We start from the raw sequence: 18,129 nt of genomic DNA on the forward strand, positions 1-18,129 counted from the left end.
GGACGAGAGGGGAGCTTGTCGATGCGATTCACCGTGCTGGCCGCCGCGGCCGCGCTCATGATCACCGGCACACCCGCCGTACAGGCCTCGGGAGGTGGCGCGCAGGTCCCGAAGATCGACTGGGCGGCCTGCGGACCCGAGCACCCCGGCTTCGAGTGCGCCTCCGTGAAGGTGCCGCTCGACTACGACGACCCGCGCGGCGCCACGACCACCGTCGCGCTGGCGCGCAAGCCCGCGACGGACACCGCCCGCCGGATCGGGTCGCTGTTCCTCAACCCCGGCGGGCCCGGCGGCTCGGGCGTGGACTTCGCGCTCGGCGCCGGCAACGCCCTGTCGGCCAACCTCCAGGGCCGGTTCGACATCGTCGGGTTCGACCCGCGCGGCATCGGCAAGTCCGATCCGCTGCACTGCTTCAAGAGCGAGGCGGACCTCGGCGAGTTCTTCGAGGGCATCCCCGGCTTCCCGTACCAGGCGGCGCAGGAACGGCCGTTCTTCGACCGCTACCGCTCGCTCGGCCCCGAATGCCGCGACGACCAGCGGATCGCCCGGCACATGAGCACCGCCGACGTCGCACGGGACATGGACCTGCTGCGCCGCGCCGTCGGTGACCGCAAGCTCAGCTACCTCGGCTTCTCGTACGGCTCGTTCCTGGGCGCCACCTACGCGAACCTGTTCCCCGGCAACATCCGCGCGCTCGTGATCGACGGCGTGCTCGACCCCGAACTGTGGTCGAGCGGCCGGCAGATCGAGTCGGACCGGATCGCGACGAAGGAGGAGTTCCGCGAGTTCCTGCGCACCTGCGACGAGGCCGCGTGCGTCTTCGGGCCTCAGTCGGAGAAGCGCTGGGACGCGTTGCTGAAGTCGGTGCGCGCCAAGCCGATCGAGCTCGGCGACCAGACGTTCACCTATGACGCCGTGATCAACGCGGCGATCGGCGCCATGTACTCGCCGAGCGACTGGCCGGACGCCGCCGCGCTGTTCGACCAGCTGTCCGACGCCGTCGCCGGGTCGCTCTCCGCCGCGGCGGAACCGGACTACGCCAACGGGTTCGACGCCTACAACGGCAACGTGTGCGCGGACATCGAGTACCCGCGCGACTTCAACTCCTACAAGGCGATCTCCCGTTACGCCGCAGCGGGTTCGGAGTTCGGGCCGGCGTGGTGGTGGGGCAACGCGGCGTGCGCGAACTGGCCGGTGAACCCCGACCGCTTCACCGGGCCGTGGCGCACCCGCACCAACGCGCCGGTTCTCGTGGTGGGCAACTACTTCGACGGCGTGACGGACTTCCGGGGCGCGCAGGCGGCCAACCGCCAGCTCGCGGGTAGCCGTTTGCTCGCTTACGCGGGTTGGGGCCACACGGCCTACGGCGTGAGCAAGTGCGCGACCGACCACACGAACGCGTATCTGCTCAACGGCACGTTGCCGCCCGTCGGCACGGTGTGCCCGGCGAACCCGAACCCGTTCCTGCCCTCGGCCGCCTCAGCAGAGCCGCTGATCAAGCCCGCACGGAGGTAGGTCCGGGCCTGATCCGGAGTCAGAGCTGGCGAGACGAGACGTCTCGTCTCGCCAGCTCCTGGGTCAGTTCGACGGCGGCCCGGGCCGGGTCGTCGCCGAACCGGCTGCCGAACGCGTCGTGCACGCGCCACCCCGCGTGGGTGAGCGCACGCCAGCGAGCGAGATGCGCCCGCACTCCTGAAGGGTGCGGGCGCGTCTCCACCGCGACGGCGCCGTCCTTCTCCCCCACCACCAGGTCCACCCGCCACTGCCCGACCGGGTAGCCCGTGCGCACGGTCAGTCCCGCGGCCCGCAGTTCGTGCGCGAGACGCGCGGTCCACTCGTCCTCGGGTTCGGTGCCGGCGGTCTCGGTCGGCGCGACGTCGGCGTGCCGCAGGTACTCGCCGATCAGGCCCGGCGGTTCGGGCGCCGACGTGATGACGTGCACCTTGCGGCGAGCCCGGGTGGTCAGCACCGCGAGCAGGCTGGGGTCGTTGACGAACCGCCACGCACCCGGCTTGGCGTCCGCGGCCAGGCTGACCACCACCTCGTCGAACTCGCTGCCCTGCACGCCGTGCACCGTGCCGACGCGCACGCCACCGGTGGTGATCTCGTCCAGCGTGAGCTCGCTGAGCAGTGCTTCCTCCAGCGCGTCGGCCTGCGCGCGGAACGGGGTCACGACGCCGATCGACCGCACGCCCGCGGCCACCCGCTTGCGGACGTGGGCGAGCACGGCGCCGACCTCGGTCTGGTTGACGCCCTTCGCGGTGCGGTCGCCGTCGACGCGTTCGGTGTCGATGCAGTCGACGTCCGCGATCGACGGGTGTGTGGTGAGCAGCGCGATCTTGCCGTCGTAGAACTTGGCCGCCGCGAACCCGATCAGGTGCGGCGCGCAGCGGTGGTGCTCGTCGAGCCAGTGCACGCCCGCCGTCGCCGCGCCCGCGTCGAACAGGCTCACCTTCGGCACGTCCAGCCGGTCGCGCAGGTCCTGGGTGCCCTCCGCGTCGACCGCCGCCTGCACCGCCTGGTCGCTGACGAACGACACGTGCCGCAGCTGCCGTGGGTCACCGCCGATCACCGCGGTGCGGCCCCGCAGCAGCGCGGGTGCGGCCAGCGGCTGGTCGACGTGGCTGGCCTCGTCGATGATCACCAGGTCGAACATCCCGGGCACGGGAGGCAGGATGTCCTCCACGTCGGACAGCGTGCCGACCCACAACGGCAGTGCCGCCACCAGGTCCGCGCTGTCGATCTCGGCGAGTCCGCGCCGCCGGGCCGCCCGCCCGGACCGCAGCGCCTTCGCCAGCGCCGCCACCGCCCGGCGCGCGCCGGCACCCCGGCGGCTCACCGAGTACTCCTTGAGCCACGCGGCGGTGGCCGTGCGGCTCGCAGCGTCCTGCTCGGACAGCAACGGCCGCAGCTCACCGAACGCCGTGCCGCCGTTCGCCCCGATCCGGACGGACGCCGCGGTCTGCTCGGCCGCCTCGACCGCGGCGCGGAGGTCCTCGACCGGCGCGTCGCCCGCACCGGCGAGTCCGCGTGCCTTGCGCACCGCCCACCCGGTCCGCAGTTCACCGAGGAACCCGGTGCGGGGCTGGAGGAGCGCGTGCAGTGCGGCGAAATCCGCGCCCGCGTCGAACACTTTCGGTGCCACGGCACGATGTGCCGGCATCAACGCCTGGTGCTTCTTGGCTTCAGCGGCCAGCTGTTCGTCGGTGAGTGAGCCACCGGTCGTGCGTTCGACACGGGCCACAGCGGCGGCGGCCGCACGCCGGACGCGATCGAGTTCGTTCAGGCGTTCGGGATCGCTCGTGGCGGTCAGCCCGTCGCTCAGCTCGCGCGCCATCTCCTGCCGCAGTTCGGAGTCACCGAACAGCACCGGCACCGGCCCGCCCGCTTTCCGCAGCGCGCCACCGAGCACGTCGGCGGCGTTGCGCGTGCGGCTGGCGAGGAGCACGGACTTCCCCGCCGCCACCGCATCGAGCGCCAACGCCGCGAGAGTGTGGGTCTTGCCCGCACCAGGAGGCCCGCCCACGACCGTGATCCGCGCACGGCGAGCGTGCTCGACCGCGCGCATCTGGCTGTGGCTGAGCGGCAACGCCGAACTGATCGGCTCCTCGTGGTGGTCCGGCTCCGCGGCGGCGCCGTACAGGGCCGCGAACGCCGTGCCGTCGATGCCCTTCTTGCCCGACCAGTCGTACAGCGCGGTGCCGTGCTCGGTGTTCACGACGGGCTCACCCGCGTGCAGACCGGCTCCCATCGCGACGACGAGCTCGCTGCCGGAGATCAGCTTCTTGGGGTCGTCGTGCACGATCGGCACGTCCTCGAACCCGGCGAGCCGCAACGTCTGGGTGATCCAGGCCTCGGTCGGCGCGAGCGCGGCCTCCCGCTCGGCGGTCTTCGCCCAGTCGTCGATCAGCGGGAACACCCCGGCGTCACCGGCGACGTGGTAGGCGTAGCCGAGGCCGAGCCCGTGGTGCAGCCGCACCGGCCGCGACACCAGCGGCAGGCACACCCGCCGCCGCTGCCCGCCGATCTGCGCGGGCCCGGCGAGGAACGCCCAGCCCAGCCGCAGCAACCGGTCCTCCTGGTGCAGCGCGTCGTACGCGGCCAGGTGCGCGACCTCGTCGCGGGCCTGCTTCGGCGCCGTCCACGAGACCGGCGTCCAGTGCGGCCCCTCCTGCACCAGCGTGATCGCCCGCCACGACGGCTCGTGGTCGCCGAGCCAGAGCAGCCCGGCGGCCTTGGTGAGGTCGAGCACGAGCTTCTGCGGCTGCTCGGCGGCGCTCAACCGCGCCAGGGTGCGCAACACCGCGGAAACGTTCACGCGGGACATCGTGCCGCATTCGACACGGGCAACCAGCACAGGCGGGGTGAACCGTGAAATGCCCCAGGGCGCTGGAGCTGGGTTACCGTCGCTCGCTGTGAGAGATCTTCCTGCGGGTCTGGCTGATCACGACCTCCGCGCGGGCCTCGCCCAGTTCGGCATCACCGGGCCACCGGTCTACGCCCCCGTCGGCTTCGGCGACTACCACTGGACGGTCTTCGACCGGTGGTTCACCTCGGTCTCGGACCTGACGACCAAGCCGCTGGCCGGTCTGCGGCAGGCGATGGAGACCGCGGCGAGCCTGGCCGAGCAACTGCCGTTCGTCGTGGCGCCGGTGCGATCGGACGACGGCGAGACCGTGGTGCTGCTCAACGACCGCTATGCGCTGAGCGTCTTCCCGTACGTCATGGGGAAAGCCGGAACCTTCGGTGATCCGGTCCACCCCGGCGTCACCGAGCTGCTGACCGCGCTGCACCGCTGTGAACCACCGGCGGGCACCCCGGTCGCGCCGATCGACATCCCGGGCAAAGCCGCGCTGACGGCATTGCTGGACGAGCCGGGTGAGTGGTTCTCGGCCGAGGCCCGCGATGTCTTCCTGGCCCACGAGGAGATCGTCCACGCCGCGCTGACCGAACTGGACCTGCTCGCCGGGCAGCTCCCGGACGAGCGGGTCGTCACCCACGGCGAACCCCACGCGGGCAACGTGATCCGCAGCCCGCAGGGCCTGTGCCTGATCGACTGGGACACGGTCGGGCTGGCCCCGCCGGAACGCGACCACTGGCTGGCCGGCGGTTACAGCGCCTTCTACTCGCTGAGGTGGGCCGTCAACGACATCGCGGACTTCACGCAAAAGCTCCGCGCCCCGCACGAACAGTCGCGGGACGCGGAGCTCACGTTGCGCTACTTCACCGAAACGCTGAAGAGCCTGTAGGTGGTTGTCAGCCGGCGAGCGCGAAGAGATCGTCGCGGTCGCCCGACTGCTTGAGCTGGGCGAGCGACTGCTTCTCCAGCTGACGGATGCGCTCACGGGTCAGGCCGAGCTCCTCCGCCACCTCCTGCAGGGTGCGGGCGCGCCCGTCCTCCAGGCCGTAGCGCAGGCGCATGATCCGGCCCTGCCGTGCGGGCAGGACGTCCAGGAGGGAGCGAACGCCCTCGGTGAACTCCTGCTGCTCCAGCAGGTCCGGCGCGGACACGCCGTCGGTGTCCTGGATCAGGTCGCCCAGCACCGAGTCGCCCTCGTCGCCGACCGGCGTCTCCAGCGACACGCAGGTGCGTGCCGCGTCGCGCAGGTCCTGCACGCGCGTCGGCGAGCACTTGGCCTCGGCGGCGATCTCCTCGACCGTCGCTTCGCGACCGAACGACGCGGACAGCTTCTGCCCGATCTTCTTGAGCTTGTTGACCTCTTCGACCACGTGCACCGGCAGGCGCACGGTGCGGGTCTGCTCGGCCAGGCCGCGTTCGATCGCCTGGCGGATCCACCACATGGCGTAGGTCGAGAACTTGTAGCCCTTGGCGTAGTCGAACTTCTCGACCGCGCGGATCAGGCCGAGGTTCCCCTCCTGGATCACGTCCCCGAACGGCAGTCCGCGGAACGAGTGCTTCTTCGCGACCGACACGACCAGGCGCAGGTTCGCGCGGATCATGTGGTCCTTGGCGCGCTCACCCTCGGCGACGATGCGGCGCAGCAGCCTCGGCTCGCGCGTCGTGTCGCCGCTCTGGAGCAGGTGGGCCGCGTACACGCCGGCCTCGATGCGCCGGGACAGGTCGACCTCTTCGGACGCGGTGAGCAGCGGTGTGCGCCCGACCTCGCGGAGGTACTGGCCGACCAGGTCCGCGTCCTGCTGCCCGGACGCGCGGTTCTTCAGATCTGCGGGCATGCCAAATCCCCCGTATCCGTTGGCAGGTGTGGCAGCCGGAGCGGCTGCACTCGTGTGTAACGGTTCAGACGTCTGCTTCATTCCGCGGTTTCGCCTGTGACCTCAGCCTCACCAGGGTGATCGCGTGGTGCTCCACCTGCCGGACCTCGATGTTCCAGCCGGAGACCTCCACCACGTCACCCGGCTCCTCCGGGATGCGGCCGAGGAGCAGGAGCACCAGCCCGGCGATCGTCGAGTACGGCCCGGCCGGCGCGTCGCGCAGTTCGACACCGACGTCCACCAGGTCGTGGATCGGGAACGTGCCGGGCAGCTCGAGCGAGCCGTCGGGTCCGGCCTTCACCGCCACGACGTCGGAGTCGGTCTCGTCGTAGATCTCACCGACGATCTCCTCCAGCAGGTCTTCCAGCGTCACGATGCCGTCCACCGCGCCGTGCTCGTCCACGACCAGTGCCAGCTGCTCGTGCTCGGCCTTCATCCGCCGCAGCGCGTGGGTGACGCGCAGCGAGTCCGGCAGCACCATCGGCGTCCGTGCCACGTCCGCGAGGGCCACGGTGTCGTCGAGCAGGTCTCGCAGGTGCACGACGCCGACCACGTCGTCCAGGTGCCCGTTCTTGGTCACCGGAGCCCGTGAATGTCCGGACCTCGCCAGGATTTCCCTGGCGGCGGGGGTGTCCAAACCTGATTCGACGATCGTCACCTGCCGGCGCGGTACCAGGACCTCGCGCAGCTTCCGTTCATGGATCTCCAGGGCACCCGTCATGATCGTGCGTTGTTCCTGGTTCAGATGCTGTTGCACCTCAACGAGATCCCGCAGCTCCTCCGCCGACATCTGCTCCTCGTCGGCGTTCGGGTCGCCGCCGAACACCCGCACCACGAGGTCGGTCGACTTGCTGAGCAGCCACACCGCGGGCCGCGAGATCGTCGACAGCAGGTCCAGCGTGCTGGCGACGATCTTCGACCAGCGCACGGCGTACTGCATCGCGAGGCGCTTGGGCGCGAGTTCCCCGAAGACCAGTGTGACGAACGTCAGGACCACGGTCACGAGCGCGATGGCGACCCCGTTCGCGGCACCTCCGAGGAAGCTCAGCAGCGGCACGATCGGTGCCGCCAGCGAGACGGCGGCGGTCGCCGAGGCGAGGAACCCGGACAGCGTGATGCCGATCTGGACCGTCGCGAAGTACCTGTTCGGATCGCGTGCGAGCCGCACCAGCCTGCGGTGCCCTTCGCGTTCGAGCGAGCGCAGTTGACCTTCGCGCAGCGACACGAACGCCATTTCGCTGCCCGCGAAAGCCGCGTTGAGCAACACCAGAACCGCGACCAGCGCGAGGTTGAAGCCATAGCCGTCCACACGTTTGGGGTAGCACGCACGGTGGTATTTCGCACCCTGACGGCCGTCTTGAGCAACCAGGAGGGCCCGGGGAACGAGGTGGGATGGATATGGACACCCCCGAGGTGCTGAGCGCCTCCGCGAGGACCTTGCACACCCTGCCGGAGGACGAGCCGGACCTCGGCGCGATGCGCGCATGGATCGGGACCCTGCTGAGGGATCTGCCGGAGGACGTCGTCCTCGATGTCCTCCTCGTGTGCACGGAGCTGGCGAGCAACGCGTACGAGCACGCTGAAGGACCGCGGGCCGTGCGGGTGCAACGACACACGGACTTCGTCCGGGTGGAGGTCGACGACCACACGCCGGCCGAACTTCCGAGGCTGGGACGGTCACGTCTCGGTGACACGCGGGGCCGTGGGCTGGTGTTGATCGCCCAGATCTCCCGGTGCTGGGGCACCCAGGAGTTCACCGGCGGGAAGACCCTCTGGGCAGAGGTCGACGCATAGATCGCCTGTGCGTTTCGCACGGAGAAGACATGACAGCGCACGGATAGGTCCCGCCGCGAGTCTCCCCGATTCTCGAAGCATGACGACAACGGTTTCTCCGGCGGTTCGGCCGCTGGTGCGCCACGGGGCAGAGATGCTCGTGGCGATGCTGGTCGGGATGGCCCTGTTCGGGCCCCTCTGGACGCCCGGACGGGTCGAGGTGGCCGCCCTGTGGATGGCGGCGTCGATGTCCGTGCCCATGGCGTTGTGGATGCGCTACCGCGGCCACGGCCGGATCTTCGAGATGTGCGCGGCGATGTTCGTGCCGTACCTCGTGCTCCTGGTGCCGTACTGGTTCGGCGTCCTGGACGGGCACGCGGTCGAGATGGGCGGGCACCTGCTGATGCTGCCCGCGATGGTCGCCGTGCTGGTCCGCTACCGCCACGAGCACGGAACACCCAGCACCAACCCGGTGGTCCGGGCGCTGGGTGAACGCTGGCCTGCGGCGATCGCCCTCGCGATCACGTTCGACTTCTGGCAGGCGCCGCTGGTGCCTCCCGTGTGGACCCTGCTGCTCTGCCAGGCGGTCTACCTGTTCTGGGGACGGCGGACACCCCGGACGCAGCTCGTCGTGTTCAGCCTGTACGCGTCGCTGGCCGTCGTGGTGATCCTCGTGTCGCCGCACACCGGCGTGCTGCTGATCGCGCTGGGGTGGGGCGCGCACGCCGTCTGGGATCTGGTACACCACGTGCGCGACGCCGTCGTGCCGCGCTGGTGGTCGGAGTTCTGCGGGGTGTTCGACCTGGTCATCGCGGTCACGATCCTGATGGTGTGGTTCTAGGCTCATGGCGATGAACGATCTCCCGCACGTCGCGTTGCGCGGCACCCTGCACGTGCTGTGGCTGAGTGCGCTCGCCGTGCCATTGATCTCGGTGCTGCGCGAGCCGAGCGCGCTGCGCTGGCTCGGGGTGCTGGGGCTGCTGGTGCTGGCCGTGGCGTACGCGGTGACGTTGCGGGGCGGGCCGCTGTGGGTGCTCGGGGCCGCGACCCTGGCGACGATTCCGCTGGTGGCGCCGGTCGGGCCCGACGAGCTGTCGACGTGGGCGTGGATCGGCGGCGCCGCGGCCGGGTTCGCGCCGCTGCTGCTGAGCGGCCCCTGGAGGTGGCTGGCGGCGATCGGCGCGGTGGTGGTCTCGGGCCTGGTCGGGTTCTTCGTCGGCCGCGACCAGGCGGCGTACCAGATGATCGCGGCCGCGGTCGGCGTGACGATCATCGCGATGGCCGGTCTGCCGATGTGGTTCGCGGGGCTGCTGGGGCAGGCGCGGGCCGGGCGTGAGGCGCAGGCGGACCTCGCGGTGAGCGAGGAACGGCTGCGGTTCGCCCGGGACGTCCACGACCTCCTGGGGCACCGGCTGACGGTGATCGCGCTGAAGTCCGAACTGGCCGGGCGGCTCGCCGCCACCGACCCGGAGCGGTCCGCCGCGGAGGCGTTCGAGGCGCAACGACTGGCGTCCTCGGCGTTGGAAGAGGTGCGTGACGCCGTGCACGGCTATCGCGCCGTGAACCTGCCCGAACAGCTTGAGGCCGTGCGGACCGTGCTGCAGGAGGCCGGTATCCGGTGCACCGTCTCCGAGGTGCCGGTGGAGGGTGAACGTGCCACGCAGCTCGCGCTGGCGTTGCGGGAGGCGTGCACCAACGTGTTGCGGCACAGCCACGCGACCTGGTGCATGATCGACGTCGCGGCCGCGGACGAGGAGGTGCGGATGACCGTCACGAACGACGGCGCCGAGAAGCCTTCGAGTGAGGGCAACGGGCTGCGCGGTCTTCGCGAGAGGCTCGCGGCCGTGGGTGGTCAGGTGTCCGTGGAGAAGTCCGGGGACGTGTTCACGTTGCAGGTCGTGGTGCCCGCGTGATCAGGGTCCTGCTGGCCGACGACGAGGAGCTGATCCGCGACGCGCTCGCGGCGCTCCTCGGCCTGGAGCCGGATCTCGAGGTGGTGGCCCGCGCGGGGGACGGCCGGGCCGCCGTGGAGGCCGCGCGGGCACACCGCCCGGACGTGGCCGTGGTGGACCTGCAGATGCCGCTGCTGGACGGGCTGGAGGTCACCGAGGAACTGGCGCGCGTGCTGCCGTCCTGCGCCGTGGTGGTCCTGACCGGCCGGGGCCGCCCGCCGCACCTGCAGCAGGCACTGCACGCGGGCGCGAAGGGCTTCCTGCCCAAGGGTTCTCCCGGCGGCACGCTGGCCGACGTGATCCGCCGCGTGCACGCCGGTTCGCGCTGGGTGGACCCCGCACTCGCCGCCGACGCGCTCGCCGCTCCCCCGTGCCCGCTGACGCAGCGCGAGCTGGAAGTGTTGCGGCTCAGCGAGTTCGGCACCCCGGTCGCCGAGATCGCCGCGCGCACCTCGTTGTCGGCCGGGACCGTGCGGAACCACCTGTCCGCCGCGGTCACCAAGCTCGGTGTCGCCGGCCGTTCCGAGGCGTTCTCGGTGGCGCACGACCACGGCTGGCTCTAGGGCGTGTCCCGTAAGTCCGTTCGATGAGAGTCACGGTCGAGAGACCCGGAGGCGGTGCCGCCGCGACGCCCTCATACCGGGCGTGTTCGGGTGTTGCGGCGGTGCCGCCTCCGGGGCCCTCGACCGCGACTGTCGCGAACGAGACTTACGGGACACGCCCCAGGGCGTTTCCCGTGAGCGACACGCCCTAGCGGCGCAGGCAGGCCGGCACGGTGAGGGTGGTCGGCTGACCGTCGGTGAGGTTGCGGACGCTCGCGCCGAGCAGCAGCTCGCCCGCCTTGTCGAGCACGGTGCGGGCGACCCGGCTGCGGTCCTCGCCGCGTTCGAACACGCGCATGACCTTCGCGCCCGTCCTGACCGCCGTGGTCCAGCCCCGCGAGCGCGGGACCTCCAGCCAGTCCGCGACCTCCTCGTCGACGACCTGCCGCACCATCGCCGCGACGACACCGTCGAAGGCCTTGCCGGGCACGAACTTCTCGTACAGCTCGACGAGGTTCCTGGTGAGCTCGACGCCTTCCGGCGACGGCGCGTAGGACGCGCGGACCATGGTGTTGCTGAGTTCTTCGGCCTCCGCCAGCGTTTCCGGCATCGCGTCCGGGCGGATGCCGAGCACCGCGCCGGCGACGCGCCAGACGTGGTAGTAGTCCTCGGCCTCGGTATCGGTCACCGAGACGCCGATGCGGCGCATGCCGTCGATCACCTGCACGGAGAAGATCAGCAGCGCGCCGAGCAGGTCCTGCTGGCACACCGGGACGCCGTCCTCGGCGTGGTCCCACTCCGGTGAGCGGCCGACGAAGTAGCGGACCGCGGCGTGGATCAGCCGGGTCTTCTGGATGGTCGGCACGAACGAGCCGCCCGTGCCGAAGGCGTTGGGCTCCATCATGTTCAGCACGAACTGCGACGTCTCCGACAGCCTGCGGTGCGGCTGGTTGAGCCGGTGCGTGAGCGTGAGGACCCGCGACGGCCTGGGCTGCGCGTAGCAGTTGACCATCGCTCCGAACGACAGCACCGACGCCACGTGCACGCCGTCGTCGACGAAGAACTCGTGCGCGCGGGCGACGCGTTCCTCGTCCATCCACTCGGGCGGGTCGTCGGTGGCGACGAGGTAGTCGCGGACCACCGGCGGCAGGTGCGCGGGGATGGGCTCGTCGTTGCCGCGGAACTCCGCGAGCACCTGGTTGACCTCGTTCAGGTTGCCGTTCTCGATCAGGTGCGCGATCACGGCGTCGGCGAGCGGGTCGCCCTCGTACTTCAGCGCGTGCAGGTCCACGGCGCCGAGCGTATGGGCCCGTCCGGGCGGTTGATCGCCGTGATCACCTCTTCGGCCCAGCGAATCCACACCTTCGTGCACCCGCCGGGGCTCAGCCGCCTGAGGTGAGGACGTCGAACGCGTGCCGGCGGTGCTCCGCGAAGAGCTTCAGCGCGCCCTCCACGTTCCCCAGCCGCAGCGCCGCCACCAGGTCCCGGTGCTCGTCGCGGATCTGCTCCAGGTACCCGTCCGTGCTCAGCCGCACCCGCGTGATCAGGAACAGGTGGACCTGCGACCGGATCGCCTCCCAGGCCTGGGTCAGTCGCGAGTGGCCGGCGGCGGCGTACACGGCGTCGTGGAACGCGATGTCGCACCGCACCATCTCGTGCGGCGTCGAGGCGCGCTCCATCTCCAGCGCCGCGGCGGCGATCTTCTCCAGGGACGCGCCCGTGGCCACCACGCGCTGGACGGCCAGCACCTCCAGAGCGCCACGCAGGCTGTCCAACTCGGCGACGTCCTCGAGGGACAGCTCGGCGACGGTGGTGCCCCGGTGCCACTCGGTGCGCACCAGGCCCTCGTGTTCGAGCACGCGCAGCGCGTCCCGGACAGGACCGCGCGAGACCTGCAGGGCCTCGGACAGCTCCACCTCGCGCAGCGCGCTGCCGGGCGGGTAGCCGCCGTCGAAGATGGCCTCGCGGATCATGTCCGCGACCTCGCTGCCCAGACCTCGCCGTCGTGCGGGACCCACTGTCATGTGAGCAATGTTAACAAGACGACATCTTGTCAGGATGTTAACATTCTTACATGCCGAACATTCCCCGTTTCCACCTCGCCATGCCCGTCGACGACCTCTCCGCCGCTCGTACGTTCTACGGCGAGACCCTCGGCCTGGAGCGGGGCCGCAGCTCCGACACGTGGATCGACTGGAACCTGCACGGCCACCAGTTCGTCACCCACCTCGCGCCGAGGACCGAGCGCGTCAGCAACCCGGTCGACGGCCACGACGTCCCGGTGCCCCACTTCGGCCTGGTCCTGACCGTGGACGAGTTCCAGGTGCTGGCGGCCAAGCTGACCGACGCCGGCACGAAGTTCGTCATCGAGCCGTACGTGCGGTTCAAGGGCGAGCCCGGCGAGCAGTGGACGATGTTCCTGCTGGACCCGGCGGGCAACGCGCTGGAGTTCAAGGCCTTCGCGGACGACGCCCAGGTGTTCGCGGTCTAAAGGTCGGTTAAAAATCTTGCACAACGCGCAAGTTTCGGTAGCGTGGACGTGACGCCGAGCCACGGCCCGGTCACACCGGGTCAGACAGGGAGAGGCCATGTCCACGGCCGAGCGGCAGCGCAGCGCGCAGGAGCTCATCCGCCCGCAGTTGCCCGCCGAACTCACCAACCGCGGCAAGTGCCCGTTCGACCCGGCCACCGGGCTGACCGAGCTGAGCGAGCAGGGGCGGATCCACCGGATCGAGCACAACGGCGACACCGTCTGGCTCGTCACGGGGCACGACGAGGCGCGGGCGGTGCTCGCCGCACCGCAGATGAGCTCGGATCGGATCAACAGCCCGCGTGCGAGGGCCCTGATCTCCCCCGAGCTGCACGCGGAGCTGTTCCCGCCGGAGCGCCGGGCCGGGTCGTTCATCTTCATGGACGCCCCCGACCACACCCGCTACCGCCGGTTGCTGACCGGGCAGTTCACCGTGCGCAGGATGCGGGACCTCACACCGCGCGTGCACGAGATCGTCACCGCCCAGCTCGACGCGATGATCGAGAAGGGACCGCCGGCCGATCTCGTGCACGACTTCGCGCTGCCGGTGCCGTCGCTCGTGATCTGCGAGCTGCTGGGCGTCGACTACGGCGACCGCGACGAGTTCCAGCGCCGCACGTCCAAGCTGCTCAGCCTGAACACCACGGTCGACGAGCAGATCAAGAACACGACCGAGCTGCGGAAGTTCATGCACGGGCTCGTTCGCGCCAAGCGGCAGAACCCCGGCGACGACCTGCTGTCCGGCCTCGTGCGCGACACCGACCTCGACGACGACGAGCTCACCGGTATCGCGAACCTGCTGCTCATCGCGGGGCACGAGACGACGGCGAACATGCTGGCGCTCGGCACGTTCGCACTGCTGGAGCACCCGGACCAGTTCGCCCGGCTCCGCGACGACCCCGACCTGGTCGAGAACGCGGTCGAGGAGCTGCTGCGGTACCTGTCGATCATCAGCTCGGGCGTCTCACGGCACGCCAAGGAGGACGTCGTGATCGGCGGCGCCACCATCCGCGCCGGCGAGACGGTCGTGGTGTCGGTGCCCGCGGTCAACCGCGACGACCGCCAGTACGAGGACCCGCACGCGCTCCTGGTCGACCGGCCGCGCGGCCACCACGTGGCGTTCGGGCACGGCATCCACCAGTGCCTCGGCCAGCAGCTGGCGCGCGTCGAGATGGCGGTCGGCTTCGCCGAGCTGCTGCGCAGGTTGCCGACGCTGAAGCTCGCCGTGCCCGCGGACGAGGTGCCGCTGCGCACCGACATGTCGATCTACGGCGTGCACAGGCTCCCGGTCACCTGGTGAACCCGTCACCGAGCTGGTCGATCATCCGGCCGACCAGCTCGGTGACGTCGAACCTGTCCGTGGCCTGGGGTGTGTCGAGCCACCACTGCACGACCGCGCGCATCGACGCGAGGATCGTCGACGCCGTCACCGCCGGGTAGGGGTCGAGCTCGGGGTCCACTCCGCACCGCACCGCGATCGCCGCCGTCAACGCCTGCTCGCGGGCGGAGTAGGCGGCGAACACGTGCGGCAGCAACGCGGGGTCGCGCCTGAGCTGACGCAGCTGGCGCAGGCGGTCGAGGTCGACGTGGCGCGGGTAGATCGTCCGCAGGGCCTCCCGCAGCGCGACCAGCACCGGTTCGCCCAAGGGCCGCGCGGCGAACTCCTCCACGAACGCGAGCGCCGTCGCCGTGTCACCGGCGACGACCGCTTCCTCCTTGGAGGAGAAGTAGTTGAAGAACGTCCGCAGCGACACTCCGGCGGCCCGCGCGATCTGGTCCACCGTCACCCGGTCGAGGCCGTGCTCCACGCACAGGCTCCAGGCGGCGTCACCCAGCGCTTCCCTGGTCGCCGCCTTCTTGCGCTCACGCAGGCCCGTCATGGCGCAAAGATTAAAGCGTGCCGGAAATTGGTGTAGACCTTGTACCGACGTGAGCACCTGACTACGGTCCGTGAGAACGCTCTCACAGACCCCACGGAGGACCGGGTGCGCTTACTCGGAGTCGTCGTGCTGACCGGCGCCCTGCTCACCGCGGGCCAGGCCGGTGCAGCTCCCCCACCAGCCGCGTCGTCAGCGCCCACCGTCACGCTGATCACCGGGGACCAGGTGCTCACCGGGCAGCGCGCGATCAGACCCGCGCCCGGCCGTGAGCGGGTCCTGTTCTCCACCTACACCGCCGGAGGACACGAGTACGTCGTGCCGCACGACGCCATCCCGATGATCGCGGACGGCCGTCTCGACGAGCGCCTCTTCGACGTCACCGAGCTCGCGACGTACGGCGGGGCCCTGCCGGTCATCGCCACCTACCCGGCGGGCACCCTGAGCGCGCAGTCCGGCCTCCAGCTGCGCAGCATCAACGGCGTGGCGTTCGACGCGGCCAAGACCCCGCTCGCCGGCACCCTGTCCGCGTCGGGCGCGAAGAAGATCTGGCTCGACGCCAGGCGCAGGGCGAACCTCGACCGCAGCGTCGCCCAGATCAACGCCCCCGCCGCCCACGCCGCCGGCCTCACCGGCAAGGGCACCACGGTCGCCGTCCTCGACACCGGCGTCGACAACACCCACCCGGACCTCGCGGACCGTGAGATCGGAGAGCGCAACTTCTCGAGTTCCCCGGACAACGGCGACCACTACGGCCACGGCACGCACGTGGCGTCGATCGTCGCGGGCACCGGCGCGAAGAGCGGCGGCAAGTACCGCGGCGTCGCTCCGGACGCGAGCATCCTGGACGTGAAGGTGCTGGGCGACAACGGTTCCGGGCAGGACAGCGGGATCATCGCCGGCATGGAGTGGGCGGTCGAGCAGGGGGCCCAGGTCATCAACCTGAGCCTCGGCGGCTACGACACCCCCGAGATCGAGCCCCTCGAAGAGGCGGTGAACCGCCTCAGCGCCGAGAAGGGCGCGCTGTTCGTGGTCGCCGCCGGCAACAGCGGCCCCAACGCGCGCACGATCGGCTCACCCGGCACCGCCGACGCGGCCCTGACCGTCGGCGCGGTCGACGACCGGAACGGGATCGCGGAGTTCTCGAGCCGCGGCCCGACGCAGGCCGGCACGCTCAAGCCCGACCTCACCGCGCCCGGCGTCGGCATCGTCGCCGCCCTGCACTCCGACGGCAGGATCGGCGCGCCGGTCGCCGACGGCTACACCTCGCTCGACGGCACCTCGATGGCGACCCCGCACGTCGCGGGCGCGGCGGCACTCCTGCGCCAGCAGCACCCGGAGCTGAACGGCACCGCGCTGAAGGCCCGCCTCACCGGCACCACCACGCCGACGGCGGAGCTCACGCCGTTCGAGCAGGGCTCCGGCCGCGTCGACGTCGCCAAGCTGATCAAGCAGAACGTGACGTCGAGCCCGGCCAACCTCAGCTTCGGCGCGCACCCGTGGCCGCACACCGGAGAACCCGTGCTGACCAAGGAGATCACCTACTCCAACGCGGGTTCCGAGCCGGTCACGCTCGACCTCACCACGGAGACGAACGGCACCCTGTTCAGGGTCTCCCCCGCCGAGCTCGTGGTTCCGGCGGGCGGCACCGCGACGGCTACGGTCACCGCGGACGTCACCGAGCAACCGGCGGGCGGCGTGTTCGGCGGCGCGATCGTCGCGAGCGGCGTGCGCACGGCCGTCGTGGCCGACCTGGAGGTGGAGAGCTACGACGTCACGGTCACGGGCGTCGAGCGGTCCGGCGTCACGACGGCGTCGACCTTCGCGTTCCTGATCAACGTCGACACCGGCGCCCGAGTCTGGCCGAACAGCACGACCGGCGTCGCTCGCGTGGCCAAGGGCCGCTACATCCTGACCGGCAGCGTGCTGTCGTCGTCCGGCGCCTGGACCCACGACGTCGTCAACTACCCGAACCTGACCGTCACCGGCGCCACGACGATCAGCCTCGACGCCCGCCAGGCCAAGCCGATCAAGGTGACGCTGCCGGTCACCGCGCAGCTCTCGTTGCTGCAGACCGGTTTCGAGCGGGTCGTCGACGGCACCAGCTACACGATCGGCAACTTCTCGGTCGGCGGTTCGATCGACCACCTCGGCGTCGCGAGCCTCGGCCCCGACTCGAACGAGGTCACCGGCAAGATCGCCACGTTCTGGAACGCGGGCCCGGACTTCTACGGACTCGCCTGGTACCGCAAGGGATCCGCGCCCAACGGCCTGACGAAGACCGTCGCGAAGAAGGACCTCGCGACCGTCAAGGTCGACATGCCCGCGCTCGAGCCGGGCCAGAGCGCGTCGATCGGCCACACCTCCTCGCCCGAGGGCCGCGCCGACTGGACGTACGGTTCGCTGGACAACTTCGTTCCCGGCCAGCGCACCGAGTACTACGGCGGCGAGGGCGGCGACTGGTCGCGCAGGTTCAACCTGTTCGACGAGAGCGGCAACATCGGTGCGCTCGTCACCCCGCTGCGGCACTACAAGCCGGGCAGGTCGTACGTGGAACCGTTCAACCGCCCGGTGTTCGGCCCGGCGCTGCCGCCTGCGCGCGACGTCCCGCACTCGTTCCGCACCGGCGACTTCGTCCGGATCACGGTGCCGCTGTACGGCGACAACGCGGGCAACGAGGGCTACGGCCCGGTGACCGAGGCCCGCACGACCGTGTACCGCGACGACGTGAAGGCCGCCGAGACGGCCGAACCGGGCTGGGCGATGCTCGACGTCCAGCCCGGCGCCGCGAACTACCGCGTGGAGACCTCCGCCGTCCGGAACAACGCCCTGAGTTCGAAGGTGTCCGGCGTGTGGACGTTCCGCAGCGACACGACGGCCCGGCAGACGGCGCTGCCGCTGTCCGTCATCCGCTTCACCCCGCAGCTGGACGACAACGGCTACGCCCGCGCCGGCCAGATGCTCTCGGTGCCGATCTCCACGCAGTCGCAGGTGGACTCGGTGCGCGTGACGTCGGTCGAGGTCTCCTACGACGGCGGCACGACGTGGAAGCGCACGCAGATCACGGCCAACCGCGTGCTGCTCGCCCACCCGAAGGACGCCAAGTCGGTCTCCTTGCGCGCCAAGGCGTCCGGCAGCGGGCAGACCGTGGAGCAGACGATCGTCGACGCGTACCTGCTGCGCTAGTGGTGTGGCTCAGAACGTTGCCGGGCGAATTCGCG

15 protein-coding genes are annotated in these 18,129 nt (G+C 70.8%); 9 read left to right on the forward strand and 6 right to left on the reverse strand.

Translation table 11 applies throughout. The features are described 5' to 3' along the window. Positions 1–21: 21 nt before the first annotated feature. Positions 22–1,515, forward strand: a complete 1,494-nt coding sequence (locus DFR72_RS04100) for an alpha/beta hydrolase (RefSeq protein WP_090063968.1) — start codon at positions 22–24, stop codon at positions 1,513–1,515. A 19-nt stretch (positions 1,516–1,534) separates the two neighbouring features. On the opposite strand, the gene DFR72_RS04105 is transcribed toward DFR72_RS04100, so the two are convergent. Next, positions 1,535–4,318, reverse strand: a complete 2,784-nt coding sequence (locus DFR72_RS04105) for an AAA domain-containing protein (protein WP_114773595.1) — start codon at positions 4,316–4,318, stop codon at positions 1,535–1,537. Between the two features lie 97 nt (positions 4,319–4,415). Between DFR72_RS04105 and DFR72_RS04110 the strand changes: the two genes are divergently transcribed. Then, positions 4,416–5,249, forward strand: coding sequence for a phosphotransferase (locus tag DFR72_RS04110; RefSeq protein ID WP_170176117.1), 834 nt, complete (start codon positions 4,416–4,418; stop codon positions 5,247–5,249). 7 nt (positions 5,250–5,256) lie between these two features. On the opposite strand, the gene DFR72_RS04115 is transcribed toward DFR72_RS04110, so the two are convergent. Together DFR72_RS04115 and DFR72_RS04120 are read right to left on the reverse strand one after the other, a co-directional pair. Then, on the reverse strand, positions 5,257–6,195 hold the full coding sequence (locus DFR72_RS04115; RefSeq protein WP_090063965.1) for a sigma-70 family RNA polymerase sigma factor: 939 nt from the start codon (positions 6,193–6,195) through the stop codon (positions 5,257–5,259). A gap of 64 nt (positions 6,196–6,259) precedes the next feature. After that, complete coding sequence (locus DFR72_RS04120; RefSeq protein WP_177224507.1) at positions 6,260–7,543, reverse strand: hemolysin family protein; 1,284 nt, start codon at positions 7,541–7,543, stop codon at positions 6,260–6,262. 89 nt (positions 7,544–7,632) lie between these two features. Between DFR72_RS04120 and DFR72_RS04125 the strand changes: the two genes are divergently transcribed. The 4 genes from DFR72_RS04125 to DFR72_RS04140 all read left to right on the forward strand — a co-directional run bounded on the left by DFR72_RS04125 (position 7,633) and on the right by DFR72_RS04140 (position 10,522). After that, positions 7,633–8,028: an ATP-binding protein gene (locus DFR72_RS04125; protein WP_177224506.1), complete on the forward strand. Its 396-nt coding sequence runs from the start codon at positions 7,633–7,635 to the stop codon at positions 8,026–8,028. Positions 8,029–8,107: 79 nt separating this feature from the next. Beyond that, positions 8,108–8,848, forward strand: a complete 741-nt coding sequence (locus tag DFR72_RS04130; protein ID WP_090063962.1) for a hypothetical protein — start codon at positions 8,108–8,110, stop codon at positions 8,846–8,848. 10 nt (positions 8,849–8,858) lie between these two features. Beyond that, positions 8,859–9,920 (forward strand): sensor histidine kinase, encoded by a 1,062-nt coding sequence (locus DFR72_RS04135; protein WP_211335294.1) that lies wholly within the window; start codon positions 8,859–8,861, stop codon positions 9,918–9,920. After that, a complete protein-coding gene (locus tag DFR72_RS04140; RefSeq protein WP_090063960.1) occupies positions 9,917–10,522 on the forward strand; it encodes a response regulator transcription factor in 606 nt (201 codons plus the stop codon). The genes DFR72_RS04135 and DFR72_RS04140 overlap by 4 nt, the downstream gene beginning before the upstream one ends. Positions 10,523–10,709: 187 nt before the next feature. Here DFR72_RS04140 and DFR72_RS04145 read toward each other — a convergent pair whose 3' ends face one another. Both DFR72_RS04145 and DFR72_RS04150 read right to left on the reverse strand, forming a co-directional pair. Then, positions 10,710–11,792, reverse strand: a complete 1,083-nt coding sequence (locus tag DFR72_RS04145) for an oxygenase MpaB family protein (RefSeq protein WP_245982502.1) — start codon at positions 11,790–11,792, stop codon at positions 10,710–10,712. 91 nt (positions 11,793–11,883) lie between these two features. After that, a complete protein-coding gene (locus tag DFR72_RS04150; protein ID WP_090063959.1) occupies positions 11,884–12,525 on the reverse strand; it encodes a GntR family transcriptional regulator in 642 nt (213 codons plus the stop codon). 50 nt (positions 12,526–12,575) lie between these two features. Between DFR72_RS04150 and DFR72_RS04155 the strand changes: the two genes are divergently transcribed. Together DFR72_RS04155 and DFR72_RS04160 are read left to right on the forward strand one after the other, a co-directional pair. Continuing rightward, positions 12,576–12,992, forward strand: a complete 417-nt coding sequence (locus DFR72_RS04155) for a VOC family protein (protein ID WP_090063958.1) — start codon at positions 12,576–12,578, stop codon at positions 12,990–12,992. Between the two features lie 97 nt (positions 12,993–13,089). Continuing rightward, positions 13,090–14,331: a cytochrome P450 gene (locus tag DFR72_RS04160; protein WP_090063957.1), complete on the forward strand. Its 1,242-nt coding sequence runs from the start codon at positions 13,090–13,092 to the stop codon at positions 14,329–14,331. Here DFR72_RS04160 and DFR72_RS04165 read toward each other — a convergent pair. Then, positions 14,321–14,911, reverse strand: coding sequence for a TetR/AcrR family transcriptional regulator (locus DFR72_RS04165; protein ID WP_090063956.1), 591 nt, complete (start codon positions 14,909–14,911; stop codon positions 14,321–14,323). The genes DFR72_RS04160 and DFR72_RS04165 overlap by 11 nt on opposite strands. A 105-nt stretch (positions 14,912–15,016) precedes the next feature. On the opposite strand from DFR72_RS04165, the gene DFR72_RS04170 reads away from it, so the two are divergent. Then, on the forward strand, positions 15,017–18,094 hold the full coding sequence (locus DFR72_RS04170) for a S8 family peptidase (protein WP_143086650.1): 3,078 nt from the start codon (positions 15,017–15,019) through the stop codon (positions 18,092–18,094). Positions 18,095–18,129 lie beyond the last annotated feature (35 nt).

Origin of the sequence: Lentzea flaviverrucosa, assembly GCF_003350445.1 — a bacterium.
In the GTDB taxonomy this organism is placed as follows: domain Bacteria; phylum Actinomycetota; class Actinomycetes; order Mycobacteriales; family Pseudonocardiaceae; genus Lentzea; species Lentzea californiensis.